We start from the raw sequence: 20,350 nt of genomic DNA, 5'->3' as shown, positions 1-20,350 counted from the left end.
GGTGGGCCGCGCCGTTCCCCGCGCCCCTGACGGGGCGCACGCCCTTAGGGGCGCGGGGAACTGCGCGCTCAGCCCCCACCGGCCGGTGGACAGGTCACTACCATCAGCCCCACCCCCTCAAGGGGCGCGGGGAACTGCGCGCTCAGCCCCCACCGGCCGGTGGACAGGTCACTACCATCAGCCCCACCCCCTCAGGGGCGCGGGGAACTGCGCGACCGGCCCCCACCGGCCCGCACGCCGTGGACGGACCGCGCACCCCCCGGAGGGGACTCCCTCAGTCCTCCGGGAGTTCCAGTGGGGCGATCTCGTCGTAGACGTCCCCGGGACCGGGATTGGCCGCATCGGTCGCACCACCGAAGTGACGCATAACCCCCCACACCGCGTTGAGCGCAGTCTGCACAGCCCCCTCCGCCCACCCCGCCGTCCACGAGATGTCGTCCCCCGCGAGGAAGATCCCCCGCTTGTCCGCAGGCAGCCGGTCCTGCATGAAGTGCGTGAACAGACGCCGCTGGTACCGGTAGTGCCCGGGCAGGTTCGCCTTGAACGCCCCCATGAAGTACGGCTCGTTCTCCCAGGACACGGTCACCGGATTGCCGATGACGTGCTTCCTGATGTCGACCTTCGGATAGATCTCCCCGAGCGACTTCAGCATCACCTCCATCCGCTCGTTCGCGGACAGCGGCAACCACTTCAGACTGTCGTCGCACCACGTGTAGGAGAGGCAGATGACAGCCGGCTGATCCGGACCGTTGTCCAGAAGGTACGTACCCCGCGTCATACGGTCCGTGAGCGTCATCGACATGACGTCCCGCCCCGTCTCCTCGTCCTTGTCGAGCCAGAACGGCCGGTCCACCGGCACGAACAGCTTCGAGCTCTCCATGTAGTGCGTGCGCTCGATCGCCGTCCAGTGGTCGATGGGGAACAGCGCGTCGTCGCAGGCGACCTTGGACAGCAGCATCCAGGACTGCGCGGTGAAGATCGCCGCCCGGTACGTACGGATGTCCCCGGAGGCGTCGGTCACGGTGATCCGGTTGCCCGCGGTGCGGTTGAGCCGCGTCACGGCCGGCCGCGGCTCCCCGCCGTGCAGCGAGGCCAGCGAGGTCCCGTACGCCCAGTGCACGATCTTCTCGGGCTCGCGCTCCCACAGGCGCAGCGGCAGTTGCTGGCTGCCGCCGACGATCCCGCGGTGGTGGTCGTCGGCCTCGGTGTAGACGACGCGCAGGATCTCCAGGATGGAGTTCGGGAAGTCGGTGTCCCAGCCGCCCGTGCCGAAGCCGACCTGCCCGAAGATCTCGCGGTGCCGGAAGGACTTGAACGCGGCGGAGTCGCAGAGGAATCCGTAGAAGGTCTGGTTGTCGAGCTTCTCGACGAGCTTCGCCCAGATCTCCCGGATGCGCGGGACGTCACGCTCGCGCATCGCCTGGTTCATGTCGGAGAAGTCGGCGCCCTCCTCCAGGCAGGTGTTCCAGGCGGCGGCCACGTCCCGGTAGACCTGCGGCAGGTCGGCGAGCGTGCGGGCGTAGTGCGACTCGCCCTTGAGGTCGACGACCGTCGAGGGCGTGGTCTCGGAGAGCGGGTTGGGGAACGGTTCGGTCCGCAGCCCCACCAGGTCGATGTAGTGCTGGAGCGCCGTGGAGGACGGCGGAAAGCGCATCGCGCCCATCTCGGCGGTGAGCGAGGGGTCGCAGCCCTCGAAGCCGACCGTCCGCAGCCGCCCGCCGATCTTGTCCGCCTCGTACACGACGGGCCTGAGCCCCATCTTCATCAGCTCGTACGCCGCCACGATGCCGGAGAGGCCGCCGCCGATGACCGCCACCTCGGTGCCCAGCTCGGTCGCGGGTATCTGCCCGAGGCCCGCGGGATGGGCGAGGAAGTCGTCGTACGCGTACGGGAAGTCCGGGCCGAACATGGTGATCGGCGGCTGGGCGCCGGTGTGCGGGACGGCGGGGGGCACCGTGGACGTCATGGGGTACGGACTCCTTGCGCGAAAACGTGGGGTGGGGCGTGTGCTTCTCGTGGGGCGGGGGTGTCAGGCCAGGGACCCGTAGAGGCCGGGGCGGCGGTCCTTCAGGTACGGGTTGGCCTCGCGTGAGGCGGCGAGGAACACCGGGTCCACGTCACCGAGGACGAGTTCCTCGGTGCGGCCCGCGCGGGCCCGGGCGCCGCCGTCGGGTCCGGCCAGGGTGGAGAGCCCGACGAACTCGAACTCCCCTTCCGTGCCGACCCGGTTGACGTACGCGACGTACAGCTGGTTCTCGAAGGCCCGTACGGGCACGACGGACTCGGCGACGAACTGAAACGGATGCATCTGGGCCGTGGGCACCACGAGCAGATCGGTGCCGGCGAGGGCGTGCGCGCGGACGTTCTCCGGGAACTCCACGTCGTAGCAGATCATGAGTCCGACGCGGAGACCGTCCAGCTCGGCCTGGACGACCGGCTCGTCGCCGGGGGTGAACCACTCCTGCTCGAAGCAGCCGAAGAGATGGGTCTTGCGGTAGTTCGCGAGGCGCGTGCCGTCGGCGGAGATCAGCTGTGCGGAGTTGAAGACCAGGTCCGACACGCGTTCCGGGTAGCCGTAGACGACGGCGAGGCCGTGCCGGCCGGCGATCTCGGCGATCTCGTCCGCGGAGTCCCCGTCGGCGGGCTCGGCGAGCCGGTGGACGTCGGCGCCGATCGCGTAGCCGGTGAGGAACAGCTCCGGGGCGATCAGCAGCCCGGCGCCCGCGGCGGCGGCACGGCCCGCGGCCTCGTCGAGGACCTTGAGGTTCCCTACGACGGATCCGGGGCGGCCGGAGCTCTGGAGCAGGGCGGTGCGCATGCGTGTTCCTCACCGGGCGAAAGGGGTGCTGAGGGGGGCCGGACTGGCAGCCAGATCGACGGTACGGGCGGGGGTGCGGGGGGACAAGGAGGAGCCGTTGCGCGCTGGTGCGTGAATCGTTGCGTCCGTCGGCTCTCCCCCGACGATTCGTTGCGTGCCCCGGGCCTGAAAGCTCTCATCCTGTGGGTTGAGGTCGCGGATGCTCATCAGCCGGGCGGTTGACCCGCAGTGACGTCCACGGCGGGATGTGACGCCCACCGGGCGCCGGGACAGTGAGAGCCGTCCGCACCACCCGCCGGAAGGAGCGTCATGAACCGCCGATGGAGCACGACGAACGAGCGTACGAGCGCCCCCGCGAACCGCCGTACGGGGGCGCTCGGCAACCGCGGCAGGAGGACCGCCGTCCTGGGCGCGGCCCTGCTTCTCACCGCAGGACTCGCCGGATCCGCCACCGCGTTCGGGGCGGCGGACGGCCCGCCCTCCACCACCGCTCCCGGTGGGGCCGCGCGCGAGGCAGCCGCCCTCACCGGCAGCGCGAAGCTGTACCGGTCCGCCGGTGACGACATCACGTTCTCCTTCGACGCGCATCTGGCGGCGAAGGACAACGACGATCCGCTGAAGGCGACGGGCACCTTCGAGTGGAGCCACTACGCCGACGGCGAGGGCGCCCGGGCGAAGGCCCGGGTGGACTGCCTGCTCACCGGCGGCAAGGTGGCGGTCGTCTCCGGTGTGATCACCGACTCCGATCTGCCGGGCGCGAAGGGCAAACGGGTCGGCGTCACCGTCCACGACATCGGACGGCAGGACCGGCTCGGCTACAGCTGGGCCGCGACGGGCGGTCCCGCCGGAGGGCTGCCCAGGTGCGTCAGCTCCGCGCCCTTCGAGAAGGTGAAGAAGGGCACGGGCGACTTCACGGTCGTGCCGTGGCTTCCGGCGTTCTAGCCGCGCCCCTCCCTGCGGCGACGATCAGCGCCGTGAGGAGGTAGGGCAGCGCCGCAAGCGCGAAAGCGGTGGCGTGCGAGGTCGCCGACCCGGCCGCCGCGTAGGCGCCGAACACGGCGACGGTGGCCAGGTCGGTGCCGACCCCGGCGACGGACGTCAGGGTGGCCCGGCCGGTTCCCTCGATGCTCTCCTGGAGCCGGGCGTCGGCCAGGACGCTCGCCAGCTGGAACCCGCAGAAGGCGACCGCGACCAGGCCGATCCCGGCCGGGGTCCGCGCCCCCGCGCCCACGGCGAGCGCCAGCGCGGAACCCGCCAGGATCCCGGCGAACCCGCCCCTGCCCAGCCGCTGCGCCGGTCCGGCCAGCAGCCCGCCGGCCGTCGCTCCCGCCCAGATCAGCAGCAGCCAGTGCGACACGTCGTTCTCGGCGACCCCCGTGTCCCGCACGAGCAGGGGCGTGTACTCGTCGAGCGCGCCCCACACCGCAGTGACGGCCGGTACGAGCAGCAGGGCGGCGCGTACGGACCGGTCCCCGCGGGCCTCGGCGAGTCCGGCCCGCAGCGGCCCGGCCCATCCCTCGCGGGACGTGGCCCCGGGGTCCACCACCCGGTGCTCGGGAAACCGGGTCGCGACGGCGGCCGTCAGCAGACAGGCCAGCACGCCGGCGGCCCCGACGAGCGGATAGCCGCCGTACGCGAAGACCGGTCCGGCCAGGCCCATCGCCGCCATCACGCCCACGAGCCCCGCCGCCCGGGCCCGGCCCATCACACGCCCGTAACTGCCGCCGGCACCGAGCCGTTCGAGCTCCTCGTACACCAGCGCCTCCAGCGCGCCGGAGCCCAGCGCCCCTTTGATCCCCCAGAGCACGAACCCGAGGGCGAACGCCCAGTACGAGGGCACGAGCACCCAGAGCGTGAATCCGGCGGCCGTGAGCAGCGGGCCGACCCACAGGAGCAGCCGCCGTGAGACGGCGTCGGCCCAGGCACCGGACGGTATCTCCAGCACGACTCCGGTGACGGACCAGAGGGCGAAGAGCGAGGAGATCTCCCACACCGTGAGCCCACTGTCGGCGAACAGCAGGGCGTACACGGGATAGAGCAGCACGAAGTCGTCAAGAAACGCGTAGCCGTACAGCACGCGGGCCAACCGCCGCGCGGAAGAGAGTGTCATGAGGCCTTCCCGAGGAAACCGCGGATTCGGACACCGAGGAAACGGCGTCCGGGGCGGTCCCCGGGAGACACGGCTGCTGAATCAATGTCGCCAGGTCATGCCAGACAGGCTAGCCGGACGATCGCCCTGAAGGGGCGCGGGGAACGGCGCAGTCTTTTGTCTTCGGGGGCGCGGGGAACGGCGCAGTCTTTTGTCTTTCAGGGGCGCGGGGAACTGCGCGACCAGCCCCCCACCGGACCCGCAGCCGAACAACGCCCCAGGGGAACCGTCACGTCGGGGCCCCGGCAGAAAACCTCCGCAACAACGGCGACAGCACCAGCACGGACTTCGTCCGCTCGACGAACGCCTCCCCGGCGATCCGCTCAAGCACCCGCTCGAAATGCCGCATGTCGGAGGCGAACACCTGCACCACCGCATCCGCCTCCCCCGTGACGGTGGAAGCGGCCACCACCTCCTGATACCGCTCCAGCCCCCGCTGAATCGTCTCCGGCGAGGTGTTCCGGCGGCAGTAGATCTCGACGAACCCCTCGGTCTCCCACCCGAGCGCCGCGGGGTCGACCCGCACGGTGAACCCGGTGATGGCCCCACTGGCCCGCAGCCGGTCCACCCGCCGCTTCACGGCGGGCGCGGACAGCCCGACCTCCTGCCCGATGTCGGCGTAGGAGCGCCGAGCGTCCTCGGCAAGGGCGTGCACGATACGTTCGTCGAGATCGTTCAGCACTGCGGGTGGATCACTTCTCTGGAGTGGCGAGACGGGAGCGGCGGTAGCCGTAACTGAAGTAGAACACGAGCCCGACAGCCATCCAGACCCCGAAGACCACCCAGGTCACGGTGTCGAGGCTGCCCATCATCCACACGCAGAAGCCGAAGCCCAGCGCGGGCATCAGCGGCGACAGCGGCACCCGGAACGTGCGGGGCATCCCGGGCTGCGTACGCCGCAGGACCACGACGGCCACGTTCACCAGCGCGAAGGCGAAGAGCGTGCCGATGCTGGTCGCGTCGGCGAGCTGTCCGAGCGGGATCGCGGCGGCGAGGACACCGCAGAACACGGACACGATGACGGTGTTGACGCGCGGGGTCCCGCTCTTCGCGTGGACGCGGGAGAAGACCTTGGGCACGAGTCCGTCGCGGGACATGGCGAAGAGAATGCGGGTCTGCCCGTAGAGCACGGTCAGGACGACACTCGCGATGGCGACGACCGCGCCGGCCGCGAGCAGTGTGCCCCAGACGGCGTCTCCGGTGACGTCCTTCATGATCCCGGCGAGCGCGGCCTCCGAGTCGGTGAAGTCCCGCCAGGGCATGGCGCCGACGGCGACGGCCGCGACGAGCACGTACAGGGCGGTGACGATGATCAGGGAGAGCATGATCGCGCGGGGCAGGTCGCGCTGGGCGTTCCTGGCCTCCTCGCCCGCGGTGGAGGCGGCGTCGAAGCCGATGTACGAGAAGAAGAGGGTCGCTCCGGCGGCGCTGACGCCGGCCATGCCGAGCGGCATGAAGTGCTCGTAGTTGCCGGAACGGAAGCCCTGCACTCCGATGACGCAGAACAGCAGCAGCGCGGCGATCTTGACGACGACCATGACGGTGTTGGCGCGCGCGGACTCGCGGGCGCCGCCCAGCAGGAAGGCCATGGCGAGCAGTACGACGATCAGCGCGGGCAGGTTGAAGAACCCGCCGTCCCCGGGCGGCGCGGAGAGCGCGTCCGGGATGGTGACGCCGATCGTGCCGTCGAGCAGCTCGTTCAGGTACTCGCCCCAGCCGACGGCCACGGCCGCGACGGAGACGCCGTACTCCAGGACGAGACACCAGCCGCAGATCCAGGCGATCAGCTCGCCCATGGTGGCGTAGGTGTACGAGTACGAGGAGCCGGAGACCGGGATGGTGCCCGCGAGTTCGGCGTACGAGAGGGCCGAGAAGAGCGCGGTGAGTCCGGCGATCACGAAGGAGACGGTGACGGCCGGGCCCGCTTTGGGGACGGCCTCGCCGAGCACCACGAAGATGCCGGTGCCGAGTGTGGCGCCGATGCTGATCATCGTCAGCTGCCACAGCCCGAGGGAGCGCCGCAGGCTGCCGCCCTCGCCCTGGCCGCCCTCGGCGACCAGGGTCTCCACGGACTTGCGCCGCATCAGGCCTCGTCCGCCGGGCCGGGCGGACGAGGGATGACTACGGGACTGCGGTGGTGCGCCGTGGTCGTGCACGCGGGTGGCTCCTTCATCGCTGCCGTTCGAGGCGGCGAGACCCACGACGGCCCCGCGGAGGGGACCACCGTGCACGGGGTCCCCGCCACACTTCGCTCAGCGCACGACTCTATGAGCCCGGGCTCCCGGCCCGTAATGCAGCAACCATGCGCGTGTCCGCAAGATCATTGCGCACATCCCCACCAGACGAAGGTTCATTGCGCCCAAGCCAGAACCACCCCACCCACGGGCAACGGCGCAGCCTGTCGCATCAGGGGCGCGGGGAACGGCACAATCTTTTGTCTTTCAGGGGCGCGGGGAACGGCGCAGTCTTTTGGGGGCGCGGGGAACGGCGCAATCTTTTGGGGGCGCGGGGAACGGCGCAATCTTTGAGGGGCGCGGGGAACTGCGCGACCAGCCACGGTCAACCCGCACCCACCCACGCACCCCCACCGGCGGAGCCGTCAGCTCCAACTGGCATGCAGCGGCTGCCCCTCCGCATACCCCGCAGCACTCTGCACCCCGACAACCGCCCGCTCCGCGAACTCCGCAAGAGAGTTCGCCCCGGCATACGTACAAGAGGACCGCACACCCGCGATGATCGAGTCGACCAGGTCCTCGACCCCCGGCCGGGACGGGTCGAGGAACATCCGCGACGTCGAGATCCCCTCCTCGAACAGCGCCTTGCGCGCCCGGTCGTACGCCGACTCCTCAGACGTACGGTTGCGCACCGCGCGCGCGGACGCCATGCCGAACGACTCCTTGTACAGCCGCCCGTTCGCGTCCTGCTGGAGGTCGCCCGGCGACTCGTACGTACCGGCGAACCACGAGCCGACCATCACGTTCGACGCGCCCGCGGCCAGGGCCATGGCGACATCGCGCGGGTGCCGCACACCGCCGTCGGCCCACACGTGCTTGCCGTGCTTCCTCGCCTCGGCCGCACACTCCAGGACGGCCGAGAACTGCGGGCGGCCCACGCCGGTCATCATGCGCGTGGTGCACATGGCGCCCGGTCCGACACCGACCTTGATGATGTCCGCGCCGGCCTCGATGAGATCGCGTACGCCCTCGGCGGCGACGATGTTGCCCGCGACGATCGGCACCTGGGGGTCGAGCGCGCGGACGGCCCGCACCGCGGAGAGCATCGACTCCTGGTGGCCGTGCGCGGTGTCCACGACGAGCGTGTCGACGCCCGCGGCGAGCAGCTGCTTGGCCTTGCCCGCCACATCGCCGTTGATACCGACGGCGGCGGCGATGCGCAGCTTGCCGTCCGCGTCGGTGGCGGGTGTGTAGAGCGTGGCGCGCAGGGCGCCCTTGCGGGTGAGGATGCCGGCGAGCCGGCCGTCCTTGTCAACGGCGGGGGCGTACCGGCGGTTGGCGTGGTCGAGCCTGTCGAACGCCTCGCCCGGCTCGATGTCCGCGTCGAGCAGCAGCAGGTCCCGGGACATGACCTCGGAGAGCTGGGTGAAGCGGTCGACGCCGTTGAGGTCGGCGTCGGTGACCACGCCGACGGGCCGGCCCTCGCCGTCCACCACGACACCGGCGTTGTGCGCGCGCTTGGGCAGCAGGGACAGCGCGTCGGCGACGGTCTGGTGCGGGGCGAGGATGATCGGGGTGTCCAGCACGAGGTGCCGGCTCTTGACCCAGGAGACGACCTCGGTGACGACCTCGATCGGGATGTCCTGCGGGATGACGACGAGGCCGCCGCGGCGGGCCACGGTCTCGGCCATCCGGCGGCCCGCGATGGCGGTCATGTTGGCGACCACCAGGGGAATCGTGGTGCCGGTGCCGTCCGGCGAAGCCAGGTCGACGCCCTGCCGCGAGCCGACCGCGGAACGGCTCGGCACCATGAAGACGTCGTCGTACGTCAGGTCGTACGCGGGCTGGATGTCGTTGAGGAAACGCACGTGCTGCACATCCCAGTCGATCAGAGGCGGCCCCCGGACAGGACAGCCCGAGGGAGAGCACGTACTTCATTGTCCCATGCGGGGCCGCCCACACGCCCTGGGTCGATCGTCCGAGCTGGTCAGGGGGCTGTTTGTGGGATCCTCCTAGGCTCCCAGGGCCAGCGCCACGGTGAGCGCCGGGGTGCGGTCGGCCGCTTCGCCGAAAACGTCCTCGGCGGTCTTCCACTCGTCGGGCCGGGTGCGCGCGTACGTCCGCCAGCCGGTGACGACGACCAGCAGTCCCCGCTCGCCGCCGGCCGCGGGCCACACGGACGGGTCGGCGAGGCTGTCGGCGAGCGCGTCCCAGTTGCGGCCGAACCACTCCGGCAGCTCCAGGGCGCGTACGCAGCGCTCCATGAGGTCCGCCTTGTCCGCGACCCCGTCGAGGTCCAGGGTCACCACGTGGCGGCCCGGCAGGTCGCGTCCCGGCTCGTCGTGCGTCATCTCAGCACCGCCCTGAACGAGTTGTAGTGATCATCGGTGTAGTAGACCTCGCCGTCCCGCCCGGTGACAATGCGCCGGGCCCCGCGATCCCGCTCGCCCGGCGTCCGTACCGTGTACTCGTGGTAGTGGCCGCGCTCGTGGCGTGGCAGCTCGCGCTCGAAGTTCCCGAAGACGGTGCCGTCCTTGGCGTACGGGAAGGGGCCGTCCGCGTCGATCAGGGCGAGTGTCCGGCGGGCCTCGGCGGGCAGTTCGGCCTCGCGGACCGTGTCCATGCCGTCGGCCCAAGCGGGGGCGGAGGCGGTCGCGGGGCCCGTCTCCCCGGCCGCGCTCCCGGCCGTGTCCGTGGACGAGCAGCCGGCGAGCAGCAGGGCCGCGAGGCACAGCAGCGGCCCGGAGAACAGACGGGGGACGGTCCGGAGCAGCATGTCGTCGATGCTGCCACGGCCGTCCCCTCACGGCGCGCTGTCGCACGGCCGATGGATCACACCGGGTGACTGGTGGCTCAGAGCCCGTCCGGGTCCGCCCGGTCCAGGGCGGGACGCGGCGCGGGACCCGTCGTCATCAGGGCGTCCGCGGCCGCCGTGTCCGTCACCAGACTGGTGACGAGCCCGGACCGCAGCACCGCGTCGATGGCGCCGGACTTGCGCTGCCCCCCGGCGATGGCGACGACCTCGGGAATCCGCCGCAGCCGGTCGGCCTCGACGGTGATGCACCGCTCCCCGAGGTCCCGTCCGACCCGGCGGCCCTCGACGTCGAAGAGGTGCGCGGACATCTCGGCCTCGACCCCGAGGGACGCGTAGTGGGCGCGCTCCTCCTCGGTGAGCATGTCGTGCACCGTGGAGATCCCGGCCTCCCAGGACCCGATGGACACACAGGCCACGGTGACCTTGTCGAAGTACTCGAAGGCCCGGGCGATCCCCGTCTGGCTGCGCAGCGCGGCCGCGGTGGCCACGTCCGGCAGGAGCATCGGCGCGTAGATGGGGTGGGCGTCGCCGCCGGAGACCTGGGCGGCCCGGCGGACGGCCTCGACCGAACCGCGCTCGGCCGTCCCGGCGTCGTAGACACCCGTCAGCTGCACCACCGTGCACGGCGGCAGCCGGTCGAGCGCCGCCGCCATGTGGATGGTGGAGCGGCCCCAGGCGAGACCGAGCACATCGCCCTCGGCGACCAGCTCGCCGAGCAGGTCGGCGGCCACCTCGCCGAGGTTCTCCGGGTCGGGCGACTCCTCGGCCTCGGCCGGGGACTCCACGACCACGGCATGCCGCAGTCCGTAGCGGGCGCGCAGCGCGTCCGAGCGCTCCGCGTCCAGCTCCGCGGGGACACGGATCTCGATCCTCACGAGATCCCGTTCGAGGGCGGTCTCCAGGACCCGGGCCACCTTGAAGCGGCTGACACCGAACTCCTCGGCGATCTGGATCTTGGACTTGCCCTCAAGGTAGAAGCGGCGGGCCATGGCCGCCGCCTGCACCAGCTCAGCGGGTCCCATCCGCATGGCTGACCGGCCCGCCGACATACCCGACACGGCGATCTCCTCACTGCTGTTCACACTCTGGATTCGCCGTTCATCCTTGCAGATCCGGCGTACTTGATCAGCCCTGAGGGGCGGCGTTCACGTTCCCTTGGCTCAGTGGCCGCATGCCCATGCTGCCTGGGCCGTCGCCTCCTCGGCCTGCGTGCGCAATGCACGTACCGCCTGGGCGGGGTCGGCGGCGCCGTAGACGGCCGAGCCGGCCACGAAGACGTCGGCTCCCGCCTCTGCGCAGCGCTCGATGGTGGAGGCGGAGACCCCGCCGTCGACCTGCAGCCACAGTTCGAGACCGTGCTTGTTGATCAACTCGCGGGTGCGGCGGATCTTCGGAAGCATGATGTCGAGAAACGCCTGGCCGCCGAAGCCCGGCTCGACGGTCATGATCAGCAGCATGTCGAGTTCGGGCAGCAGATCCTCGTACGGCTCGATGGGGGTCGCGGGCTTCAGCGCCATGGAGGCGCGGGCGCCCTTGGCCCGGATCTCGCGGGCCAGCCGCACGGGTGCGGCGGCGGCCTCGACGTGGAAGGTGACGGAACCGGCACCCGCTTCTACGTACTGGGGCGCCCACCGATCGGCGTCCGCGATCATCAGATGGCAGTCCAGCGGGGTGTCCGTCGCCCGTGCCAGGGACTCTACGACCGGCACGCCGAGCGTGAGGTTGGGGACGAAATGGTTGTCCATGACGTCTACATGCAGCCAGTCGGCGCCTTCCACCGCCTTTGCCTCCTCGGCAAGGCGGGCGAAGTCGGCGGAGAGGATGCTGGGGTTGATCTGCGCGGCCATGCCACAAGCCTGCCATGCCCGGAGCCGGTTGCCTCCCCGGTCCCGGCCCGGACCGGTCGGTATGTACCGACTCGTTCGGCCCTGGGGGCTGCACCGGCCGGACGGGCCGTGCCATCCTTGTCGGCCCACCGGCTCCATAAGCGGCTACGGGGATGGCCATGACGGACGCGCAGGGAACACCGGAACCTCGGGGATCTCAGAACTCACAGGTCTCACAGGACTCTCAGGGATCTCGGGGAAAGCAGCGGCGGGGCATCGGCTGGCTGGTCTGCGGCCGGCGGTCCAAGTGGCTCGTGGTGGGGCTGTGGCTGGTGCTGCTCGTGCTGATGGCGCCCTTCGCGCAGAAACTCACCGACGCACAGGACAACGACGCGGCCTCCTGGCTGCCCGGTTCCGCCGAGTCCACCCAAGTCCTGCAGACATCTGAGGACTTCAGGCCGGAACAGCTGCCCGCGATCGTCGTGTACGCCCGTGCCGACGGCCTCACCGCGCAGGACCGGGTACGGATCGCCCGGGACGTACGGGAGCTCAGGGAACTGAGCGAGCACGGCATCCGCGGCACGGAGACCCGCGGCCCCGTCTTCGACCGGCGGCCGGCCCCGCGGGCGGCCCAGGTCTCCGTGCCGATCACGATGGACGAGAAGGGCTGGGAGCGCATCGCGCCCGCGGTCGACGCCATCCGTGCGGACGTCGGCGAGAGCGAGGGCGGCCTCGCCGTGCACATCACGGGCCCGGGCGGCACGTCGGCCGACTTCTCCGAGGCCTTCGAGGGCATCGACTCCACCCTGCTGTTCTCCGCGATGGCCGTCGTCATCGTGATGCTGCTGCTCACCTACCGCAGCCCGACCCTGCTGCTGGTCCCCCTGATCGGTGTGGTCGCCGCGCTGTTCACCGCGCAGGCGCTGGTCTATCTGCTCGCGGAGCACGCGGGGCTGACCGTCAACGGGCAGAGCGCCGGCATCCTCACGGTGCTCGTGTTCGGCGCGGGGACGGACTACGCCCTGCTCCTGGTGGCCCGCTACCGGGAGGAGCTGCGCCGCCACGAGGACCGCCACGAGGCCATGGCGCTGGCCCTGCACCGGGCGGGCCCGGCCGTCGTCGCGTCCGGCGCGACCGTCGTCCTGAGCATGCTGGTGCTGCTCGCCGCCGAGATGAACTCGACGCGTGGCCTCGGCCCGGTCGCCGCCATCGGCGTCGCCGTGGCACTGGTCGCGATGCTGACGCTCTTCCCGGCCCTGCTGGTGATCTGCGGCCGCTGGATCTTCTGGCCGGTCGTCCCGCACTTCGGCTCCGAGGACCCGACCGAGCGCGGTGTCTGGGCGCGGATGGGCAACCGCTTCTCGCACCGCCCGCGGCTGGTCTGGGTCATCACGGCGGCGACCCTCGCACTGCTGTCGCTGGGCCTCATCCAGCTGCGCGCGGAGGGCATCAGCAACGCCGACTCCTTCACCGACAAGCCCGACTCGATCGTCGGCCAGGAGGTGTCCGCGCGGTACTTCCCGGCGGGCAGCGGCGATCCGCTCGTCGTCATCAGCGACCGCGGACAGGCCGAGGAGGTCGGGCGCGCGGTCGCGGACACCCGCGGGGTCGTACCGGACTCCCTGGGCCTGCCGCCCGGCACGAAACCGGAGTTCGAGGGCAAGGTCCTCTTCGAGGCGACCATGACCGCCCCGGCGGACAGCGAGGCCGCGAAACGGACCGTGGAGCGGGTACGGGACGCCGTGCACGCGGTCCCGGACGCGAACGCCCAGGTCGGCGGCGGTACAGCGGCTCTGCTGGACATGGACAGGGCCACGACCCACGACAACATCCTGATCATCCCGCTGGTGCTGCTCGTCGTGCTGCTGATCCTGTGCGCGCTGCTCCGCGCCCTGATCGCCCCGCTGCTCCTGATCGGCACGGTGGTGCTGTCCTTCGCCGCCGCGCTCGGGATCAGCGCGCTCGCGTTCCGGTACGTCTTCGACTACGCGGGCGAGACGACGGACTTCCCGCTGTTCGTCTTCGTCTTCCTGGTGGCACTGGGCATCGACTACAACATCTTCCTGACCACCCGCATCCGCGAGGAGGCCGCCCGCCAGGGCACGCGGCCCGGCGTGGTCACGGGCCTCGCCGCCACCGGCGCGGTCATCACCTCGGCGGGCCTGGTCCTGGCGGGCACGTTCGCCGCCCTGGGGACGCTGCCGATGGTCGCCTTCGCCGAGATCGGGTTCACGGTCGCCCTCGGCGTACTGCTCGACACGTTCATCGTGCGCTCGGTCCTCGTGACGTCCCTGTTCCTGGACGTGGGCCCGAAGATCTGGTGGCCCAACCGACTGGCCCACGAGACCGGAGGCACCGCTGCGTCCGCCCCTGCGACACCTCCCGCGCCCACCGCGGAGTCCCCGGCGGAACCGGCGGCACGACCGGGCGGCCCGTCGGAGTAGCCCGGACCGGCCCGCAGCGGGCGCGGAAGGGATACGGGCGGGTCAGCCGGTACGGCGGATCAACGCAAGATACATGGCGTCCGTCCCGTGCACATGCGGCCACAGCTGCACGTCCGGGCCCTCCCCCAGGGCCGGGACGTCCACGAACAGCGGGCGGGCGTCGATCAGCTCGGCGTCCTTCTCCTTGAGTACGTCGTTGACCACGGCCCGGGTCTCCGCGAGGTGCGGCGAGCAGGTGGCGTACCCGACGACTCCGCCGATCCGCACCGAGTCGAGCGCGGTGCGCAGCAGTCCACGCTGCAACGGAGCGAACCCGTCAAGGTCCGAGGGCCTGCGCCGCCAACGCGCCTCGGGCCGGCGCCGCAGGGCACCGAGCCCGGTGCAGGGCACGTCCATCAGCACGCGGTCGAAGGTCCCCGCACGCCACGGCGGCCGGGTGCCGTCGGCGGCGATCACCTGGTACGGCCCCGGGTTCCCTGCGAGTGCCTTCGCGACCAGCTTGGCCCGGTGCGGCTGCTTCTCGGAGGCGAGCAGCACGGCCCCGCGCTCGGCGGCGAGCCCGGCGAGCATGGCCGCCTTGCCGCCCGGTCCCGCGCATCCGTCGAGCCATGCCTTGTCGGGTCCGTCGAGGGGTGCGTTCGCGAGAGCGATGGCCACGAGCTGGCTGCCCTCGTCCTGGACGCCGGCCCGTCCCTCGCGTACCGCCTCGATGGCGCCCGGCTCCCCGCCCTCGGACAGCCGCACCGCGTACGGCGACCAGCGGCCCGGCAGCGCGGTCTCCTCACCGACCTCGCCGAGGATCCCATCGGCGGTGGCACGGCCCGGCCGCGCCACGAGGGTCACCTCGGGCCGTTCGTTGTCGGCCTCCAGCAGATCCTCGATGCCGGCGCGCCCGCCGCCCAGCGAGTCCCACAGCGCCGAGACGATCCACCGCGGATGCGAGTGCACGACGGCGAGATGGTCCTCGGCGTCCTCGTCGTAGGGCGGCGCGACCTGCTCGATCCAGGCGTCCAGGTCCTGCCGGGAGATCTTGCGGAGCACGGCGTTGACGAACTTCGCCCGTCCGTCGCCGAGCACGATCCGCGCGAGGTCGACGGTCGCGGACACGGCGGCGTGCGTCGGGATCCGCGTCCCGAGCAATTGATGCGCGCCCAGGCTCAGCACGTCCAGGACCGGCGGGTCGACCTCGCGCAGCGGCCGGTCGACGCACGCCGCGATGACGGCGTCGTACGTCCCCTGCCTGCGCAGCGTCCCGTACACCAGCTCCGTCGCCAGTGCCGCGTCACGCCCGTCGAAGTCGCCCTCTTCGCGCGCCTTGCGCAGCAGGGGCGGCAGCACGAGATTCGCATACGCGTCCCTCTCGTCCACCGCCCGCAAAGCATCGAAGGCAAGCATCCGCACCGGGTCCTTCTTGGGACGACGATAGGGCTTGCCCTGCTGACGGGGCCGACGAGTCTGCTCACTCACGAAAAAGGTGCTCCGGCTCAAGGGAAGAGATACATCCCCAGGTTACGCGCCCAAAAAGCCCCGCGGGGAACTACGCACACCCACCCCAGGGGCGCGGGGAACTGCGCAACTCCCACACCGGCAGACCCGCACACCTCCAGGCCCCGACTCCCACCAGCCGCCCCAAAGGGGCGCGGGGAACTGCGCGACTCTCACGGCAGCGGACCCGCACCTCTCCAGTCCCCGTCCCCCACCCACGGGGCGCGGGGAACTGCGCGACCAGCCCCCACCGGACCCGCAGCCGACATCACACCGCTGAGAGACCGGCCAAGCCGTCCGCAGGACACCCGTCAGCCCCCCACCACCTCGCCGGAGGCGATCCGAACCCCCCGAGCCCAGTCAGCCGCCCGCATCGGCTTCTTCCCCTGCGCCTGCACCCACAGCAACTCAACGGCATACGACCCGGTACCGACGTACACATTGTTCTTCCCGACCGCCAACGCCCCCGGCGCAAGATCCGTCCGCTCGGGAACCGGCACGACCTGGATCAGCTTCAACCGCTCCCCGCGGAACACGGTCCACGACCCGGGCGACGGCGTACACCCCCGTACGACCCGGTCGACCCGAAGCGCCGGCGCGGCCCAGTCCACATGCGCGTCCTCGACGCTGATCTTCGGCGCCAGGGTCACCCCGTCCGCAGGCTGCGGCACGGCCTTCAGGGTGCCGTCCTCGATCCCGTCCATGGTCGCCGCGAGCAGCCCGGACCCGGCGAAGGCGAGCCGCGTCAGCAGATCCCCGCTGGTGTCGGTGGCCCGCACCTCCTCGGTGACGGTCCCGTACACCGGCCCGGAGTCGAGCCCCTCCTCGATGAGGAACGTGGACGCCCCGGTGATCTCGTCCCCGGCCATGACGGCGTGCTGCACGGGCGCCGCCCCGCGCCAGGCCGGCAGCAGCGAGAAGTGGAGATTGACCCAGCCGTGGGCGGGGATGTCGAGCGCGACCCTGGGCAGCAGCGCGCCGTAGGCCACGACGGGGCAGCAGTCCGGGGCGATCTCCCGCAGCCGCGCGAGGAAGTCCTCGTCCCGCGGCCGGCCGGGCTTGAGCACCTCGATCCCGGCCTCCTCGGCGCGCTGGGCGACGGGGCTCGCGACGAGCCTGCGTCCCCGTCCGGCCGGCGCGTCGGGCCGCGTGACGACGGCGGCCACCTCGTGCCGCCCGGAGGCGATCAGGGCGTCCAGAGCGGGAACGGCGACCTCGGGGGTACCGGCGAAGACGAGCTTCATGGGTGGCAGTCGGCCTCTCGGGCGGTTTCACAACGGGCAGCGCACCAGTCTATGGGGCACGGCTCCATGGGGCGCGGCCCCGCTCTCGGGGGCGCGGGGAACTGCGCGACAGGCCCCCGCCGGACCCGCGGCCGAACCTGTCACCCGAAGTACCCCGAGCCGACCGCCGGGGGCGTACGCATATGCCTCCACGCCCCTATGGCGTGACCACTCACCCCGAAACGCGTTGGTCAAGAAAGAGTTGACCAAAACGGGCCGCAATCGTGGCCCGGTCCTTTTCAACGCCGGTTCGAGAGGCTTGTTCATGGCCGACCACGCAACCCACGACGCCCAGGCTCGGGCCAGCCTGCACTTGCTGGTGCGGGACATCGAGCGGGTCCGCCGGCAGGTGGACGCACTGCGCACGCTGACAGCCCAGCTGGGCAACGTCTACCGCCCGCGCCGCTCCGGCCCCTCCACGGGCTTCGTCGTCTACGGACGCGCTCCCGCTCCGACCGTCCGCCTCGCCCAGGAGCTGCGGGACAGCGTCGAGACCCTGGTGACGGCCGCCGTGGACTTCGACCGCTCGCTCGGTTTCTCGTGGGACGCGGTGGGCTCGGCTCTCGGCGTCACCAAGCAGGCGGTGCACCGCCGTTACGGCGCCCGCCGGGCGACCGCCCAGGCCGCCGCGGAGGCCGAGCGCGCGACCGAGCCGTCGGCAGCCCGTACGGTCGGCGTCAACACCGGCATGCCCACGGTCCCGGCGGCCCGCTCCATGCCGATGCCGATGCCCATGCCGATGCCGACCCAGCCGACGGCAGGCAGCCCCACCCTCCGCGAGGAGGCCAGGCCGAACGCGTTCCCCGGCCCGCGCAACGGCTGAAGCCGTAGCGGTCCCCTGTCTGCCCCCGAAGCCCTCGGGGGCAGACGCGTTTCCCCCCGCCGCCGCTCTCCCCTGCCTCTGCGCAGACCGGCGGGTCGGCGAGCCGCCGGACCAGCAGGTGGGCGGGCCCCCGGGTCGGCGGGCCGACAGGCGGTCCGCCGGACCGGCGGACCGGCGGACCGGCGGATCAGCGGATCGGGGATCAGCGGATCAGCAGGGTCAGCAGGGTCAGCAGGGTCACCCAATATCGGGCGGATCAATCCGAATCCGCACCGCATCGCTCCCACCACCGCCGCCACCGCCAGCACCACCACCGCCCAGGCCACCCGGGCCACCCCCGCCGCCCCGACGGCCCCCGCTGGCCGCACCGACCCCGCCACCCCCGCTCCCTCCCGAAGCACTCCCCCCGCGGGCACTCCCTCCCCGCGCGCTCCCCCCACGAGCCATCCGCGCAGCCTGCGCCTGCTTCAGCGCGGATGCCAGTGCCGCGCCCTTCCCTGGCGGCACCCGGATCAGCGCCCGCTCCCAGTGCTCGCCCGCGGGCGGCGCCCCCGCCCGCCGTGGCCGCCCCGGGTCCGCCGGAGCCACCGGCACGGGTCCCAGCAGCTCGGCCTCGCCGGGCAGTTCGACCGTGGCGAGGAACGCGGCGAGCGCCTCCGCGGTCCCGGACACGGACGCCATCCGCGACACCGGAGGGAAGCCCAGCTCGGCCCGCTCGGCCAGCTCACGCACCGCGTGCCCGACCGGGTCCCAGCGCACCAGCGCCTGCACGGGCCGCAACGTCGGCTCGGCCACGACCACCACGGTCCCGCCGTCCGGCTGCCCCCGTACCAGCGCCGCCGCGTCGATCCACCGCCGCAGCGCCTCCTCGCCGGCCCGCAGGTCCGGCCGTCCGAGCATCGCCCAGCCGTCGAGCAGCAGCGCCGCCGCGTAGCCGCCCTCGGCGACGGGCTCCGCGCCCGGCGTACTGACGACGAGCGCGGGCGACCCCGGCACCGTGTCCAGCACCTGTTCGCGGCCCGAGGTCCGCACGGGGACGGCCGGGAACGCGCGCCCCAGCTCCTCGGCGGTCCGCCGCGCCCCCACGACCTGTGCCCGCAGCCGGAACCCGCCGCACTCGGGACAGTGCCAGCTGCCTTCCTCCCGGCCGCACCACCCGCACCGCAGCCCTCCGGCGTCCTGCCCCTCCAGCGGCCCGGCGCAGTGCCGGCACCGCGCGGGCGCCCGGCACTGCGCACAGGCCATACGGGGTACGTAACCGCGCCGCGGAACCTGCACGAGTACGGGCCCGGTCCTCAGCCCTTCCCGCACGGCCTGCCAGGCGAGAGTGGGCAGCCGAGCCGCCCGCGCGGCCTCGTCCCGCGCGAGGTCCTGGTCGCCGACGGTCCGTACGAGCGGGGCCGCTGCGCGTACCTGTTCCCGCTCGGCGACGATCGGAGCCGCCCAGCCGCTCTCGACGAGCTGCGCGGCCTCGACGGTGCAGCTCCAACTCCCCAGCAGGAAGGCGCACTTGTCATGGGCGGCCCGCAGCAGCAGCACCTCGCGGGCGTGCGGCTGCGGGGCATGCGGTTCGCTGTGGCTGCCGTCCCCGTCGTCCCAGATGACCACCAGCCCCAGATCCCGTACGGGCGCGAACATGGCGGCCCTGGTCCCCACGACGGCCCGCACGGAACCGCGTCGCACGGCCAGCCACTGCCGGTAGCGCTTCTCGGGGCCGGCCTCGGCGGTCAGCACGGCGTGCCGCCCCTCCCCCAGCACGGAGGTGAGCGCCGCGTCCACCCGGCTGACGGCCCGTCCGTCGGGCACGACGACGAGCGCGCCGCGCCCCGAGGCGAGCGTCGCCGCGACGGCCCGCGCCAGTTCCTCGGCCCAGCCGGGCCCCGGCAGCGCGTTCCACACGGCACGGGGCGCCCCGCCGCCCGCGAGCGACTCGATGAAGGCGGGCCCGCGCGGGTATCTGGCCCAGGACCCCACCGCAGGCGTCTCGGGCTTGGGCAGCGGCTCGGGGGACGGCTTGCCCTCGGCGCGGGCGTTGCGCGGCGGGACGGCCAGTTGCAGCACATCTGCCAGGCTTCCCGCGTACCGGTCGGCGACGGCGCGCGCGAGGCCGAGCAACTCCTCGCTCAACACGATCTCCGGCGACACCACTTGGGCGAGGGCCGCCAGAGGCCCCGAGTAGTCGGACTCGGCCAGCCGCTCGACGAGGAACCCGTCGATCAGCCCGCCGCCCTCGCGCCGTCCCTCCCGCACCCGGTGCCGCCCGGCGCCGAACCGCACGCGCACCCGCACCCCGGGCTGCGCGTCGGCGTCGAGTTCCTCGGGCACCGCGTAGTCGAAGTACCGGTCGAGATGCAGCACACCCTTGTCGACGAGCACCCGCGCGACGGGCAGGTGCTCGGCGACCGCGGCCCCGCGCCAGGTCCGGGGCTTGGCCCGCGGCGCCTTGCGCACGGCATCCCGGATCAACGCAAGCTGCTCGGGCGGCGCCCCGTCGCCCCCGCCACCCGTCTGCCCGTCGTCGCTGCTCACAGCA

The 20,350-nt window shown here is 72.2% G+C and carries 16 protein-coding genes; 3 read left to right on the top strand and 13 right to left on the bottom strand.

Features of this window, described 5'->3' with window-relative positions; genetic code table 11:
- Nucleotides 1-274 precede the first annotated feature (274 nt).
- Entirely contained in the window at nucleotides 275-1,966 is a 1,692-nt protein-coding gene (locus ACFWGJ_RS14015; protein WP_387323550.1) for a flavin monoamine oxidase family protein, read from the bottom strand.
- Between the two features lie 63 nt (nucleotides 1,967-2,029).
- Entirely contained in the window at nucleotides 2,030-2,818 is a 789-nt protein-coding gene (locus ACFWGJ_RS14010) for a carbon-nitrogen hydrolase family protein (RefSeq protein ID WP_387323547.1), read from the bottom strand.
- A 309-nt stretch (nucleotides 2,819-3,127) separates the two neighbouring features.
- Between ACFWGJ_RS14010 and ACFWGJ_RS14005 the strand changes: the two genes are divergently transcribed.
- Nucleotides 3,128-3,760: a Repetin gene (locus ACFWGJ_RS14005; protein ID WP_387323544.1), complete on the top strand. Its 633-nt coding sequence runs from the start codon at nucleotides 3,128-3,130 to the stop codon at nucleotides 3,758-3,760.
- Here ACFWGJ_RS14005 and ACFWGJ_RS14000 read toward each other — a convergent pair.
- The 8 genes from ACFWGJ_RS14000 to rpe all read right to left on the bottom strand — a co-directional run bounded on the left by ACFWGJ_RS14000 (nucleotide 3,729) and on the right by rpe (nucleotide 11,803).
- Complete coding sequence (locus ACFWGJ_RS14000) at nucleotides 3,729-4,928, bottom strand: MFS transporter (protein WP_387323541.1); 1,200 nt, start codon at nucleotides 4,926-4,928, stop codon at nucleotides 3,729-3,731. The two genes, ACFWGJ_RS14005 and ACFWGJ_RS14000, sit on opposite strands and share 32 nt — an antisense overlap.
- Before the next feature lie 268 nt (nucleotides 4,929-5,196).
- Complete coding sequence (locus ACFWGJ_RS13995; protein WP_387323538.1) at nucleotides 5,197-5,649, bottom strand: Lrp/AsnC family transcriptional regulator; 453 nt, start codon at nucleotides 5,647-5,649, stop codon at nucleotides 5,197-5,199.
- 10 nt (nucleotides 5,650-5,659) lie between these two features.
- A complete protein-coding gene (locus ACFWGJ_RS13990) occupies nucleotides 5,660-7,123 on the bottom strand; it encodes an amino acid permease (RefSeq protein ID WP_387323536.1) in 1,464 nt (487 codons plus the stop codon).
- A gap of 443 nt (nucleotides 7,124-7,566) precedes the next feature.
- Nucleotides 7,567-9,009 (bottom strand): GuaB1 family IMP dehydrogenase-related protein, encoded by a 1,443-nt coding sequence (locus ACFWGJ_RS13985; protein ID WP_387323559.1) that lies wholly within the window; start codon nucleotides 9,007-9,009, stop codon nucleotides 7,567-7,569.
- A 144-nt stretch (nucleotides 9,010-9,153) separates the two neighbouring features.
- On the bottom strand, nucleotides 9,154-9,492 hold the full coding sequence (locus ACFWGJ_RS13980) for a barstar family protein (protein ID WP_387323533.1): 339 nt from the start codon (nucleotides 9,490-9,492) through the stop codon (nucleotides 9,154-9,156).
- Complete coding sequence (locus ACFWGJ_RS13975; RefSeq protein WP_387323530.1) at nucleotides 9,489-9,917, bottom strand: ribonuclease domain-containing protein; 429 nt, start codon at nucleotides 9,915-9,917, stop codon at nucleotides 9,489-9,491. Before ACFWGJ_RS13975 ends, ACFWGJ_RS13980 begins: the two co-directional genes overlap by 4 nt.
- 77 nt (nucleotides 9,918-9,994) lie before the next feature.
- Nucleotides 9,995-11,038 carry a sugar-binding transcriptional regulator gene (locus ACFWGJ_RS13970; protein ID WP_107019654.1) on the bottom strand — a complete coding sequence of 348 codons (1,044 nt, stop codon included), beginning with the start codon at nucleotides 11,036-11,038 and terminating at the stop codon, nucleotides 9,995-9,997.
- Between the two features lie 78 nt (nucleotides 11,039-11,116).
- Nucleotides 11,117-11,803, bottom strand: a complete 687-nt coding sequence (gene rpe, locus ACFWGJ_RS13965; RefSeq protein ID WP_387323526.1) for a ribulose-phosphate 3-epimerase — start codon at nucleotides 11,801-11,803, stop codon at nucleotides 11,117-11,119.
- A gap of 254 nt (nucleotides 11,804-12,057) precedes the next feature.
- On the opposite strand from rpe, the gene ACFWGJ_RS13960 reads away from it, so the two are divergent.
- On the top strand, nucleotides 12,058-14,226 hold the full coding sequence (locus ACFWGJ_RS13960) for an MMPL family transporter (protein WP_387323556.1): 2,169 nt from the start codon (nucleotides 12,058-12,060) through the stop codon (nucleotides 14,224-14,226).
- A gap of 42 nt (nucleotides 14,227-14,268) precedes the next feature.
- Here the strand turns inward: ACFWGJ_RS13960 and ACFWGJ_RS13955 are convergent, their stop codons facing one another.
- On the bottom strand, nucleotides 14,269-15,693 hold the full coding sequence (locus ACFWGJ_RS13955) for an RsmB/NOP family class I SAM-dependent RNA methyltransferase (RefSeq protein WP_387323523.1): 1,425 nt from the start codon (nucleotides 15,691-15,693) through the stop codon (nucleotides 14,269-14,271).
- A gap of 329 nt (nucleotides 15,694-16,022) precedes the next feature.
- Nucleotides 16,023-16,955, bottom strand: a complete 933-nt coding sequence (gene fmt, locus ACFWGJ_RS13950) for a methionyl-tRNA formyltransferase (RefSeq protein WP_210891792.1) — start codon at nucleotides 16,953-16,955, stop codon at nucleotides 16,023-16,025.
- A 304-nt stretch (nucleotides 16,956-17,259) separates the two neighbouring features.
- Between fmt and ACFWGJ_RS13945 the strand changes: the two genes are divergently transcribed.
- Nucleotides 17,260-17,817 (top strand): hypothetical protein, encoded by a 558-nt coding sequence (locus tag ACFWGJ_RS13945; RefSeq protein ID WP_387323520.1) that lies wholly within the window; start codon nucleotides 17,260-17,262, stop codon nucleotides 17,815-17,817.
- 237 nt (nucleotides 17,818-18,054) lie between these two features.
- On the opposite strand, the gene ACFWGJ_RS13940 is transcribed toward ACFWGJ_RS13945, so the two are convergent.
- Nucleotides 18,055-20,346 (bottom strand): primosomal protein N', encoded by a 2,292-nt coding sequence (locus ACFWGJ_RS13940; RefSeq protein WP_387323517.1) that lies wholly within the window; start codon nucleotides 20,344-20,346, stop codon nucleotides 18,055-18,057.
- Nucleotides 20,347-20,350: the final 4 nt, after the last annotated feature.

The sequence above is a fragment of the Streptomyces sp. NPDC060205 genome, assembly GCF_042728395.1.
In the GTDB taxonomy this organism is placed as follows: Bacteria; Actinomycetota; Actinomycetes; order Streptomycetales; family Streptomycetaceae; genus Streptomyces.
This window is presented reverse-complemented; position numbering and strand designations above follow the sequence as displayed.

Coding starts and splice junctions, on each gene's coding strand:
- ACFWGJ_RS14015 (WP_387323550.1), bottom strand. CDS start 1,966: ATGACGTCCACGGTGCCCCCCGCCGTCCCGCACACCGGCGCCCAGCCG.
- ACFWGJ_RS14010 (WP_387323547.1), bottom strand. CDS start 2,818: ATGCGCACCGCCCTGCTCCAGAGCTCCGGCCGCCCCGGATCCGTCGTA.
- ACFWGJ_RS14005 (WP_387323544.1), top strand. CDS start 3,128: ATGAACCGCCGATGGAGCACGACGAACGAGCGTACGAGCGCCCCCGCG.
- ACFWGJ_RS14000 (WP_387323541.1), bottom strand. CDS start 4,928: ATGACACTCTCTTCCGCGCGGCGGTTGGCCCGCGTGCTGTACGGCTAC.
- ACFWGJ_RS13980 (WP_387323533.1), bottom strand. CDS start 9,492: ATGACGCACGACGAGCCGGGACGCGACCTGCCGGGCCGCCACGTGGTG.
- ACFWGJ_RS13975 (WP_387323530.1), bottom strand. CDS start 9,917: ATGCTGCTCCGGACCGTCCCCCGTCTGTTCTCCGGGCCGCTGCTGTGC.
- rpe (WP_387323526.1), bottom strand. CDS start 11,803: ATGGCCGCGCAGATCAACCCCAGCATCCTCTCCGCCGACTTCGCCCGC.
- fmt (WP_210891792.1), bottom strand. CDS start 16,955: ATGAAGCTCGTCTTCGCCGGTACCCCCGAGGTCGCCGTTCCCGCTCTG.
- ACFWGJ_RS13945 (WP_387323520.1), top strand. CDS start 17,260: ATGGCCGACCACGCAACCCACGACGCCCAGGCTCGGGCCAGCCTGCAC.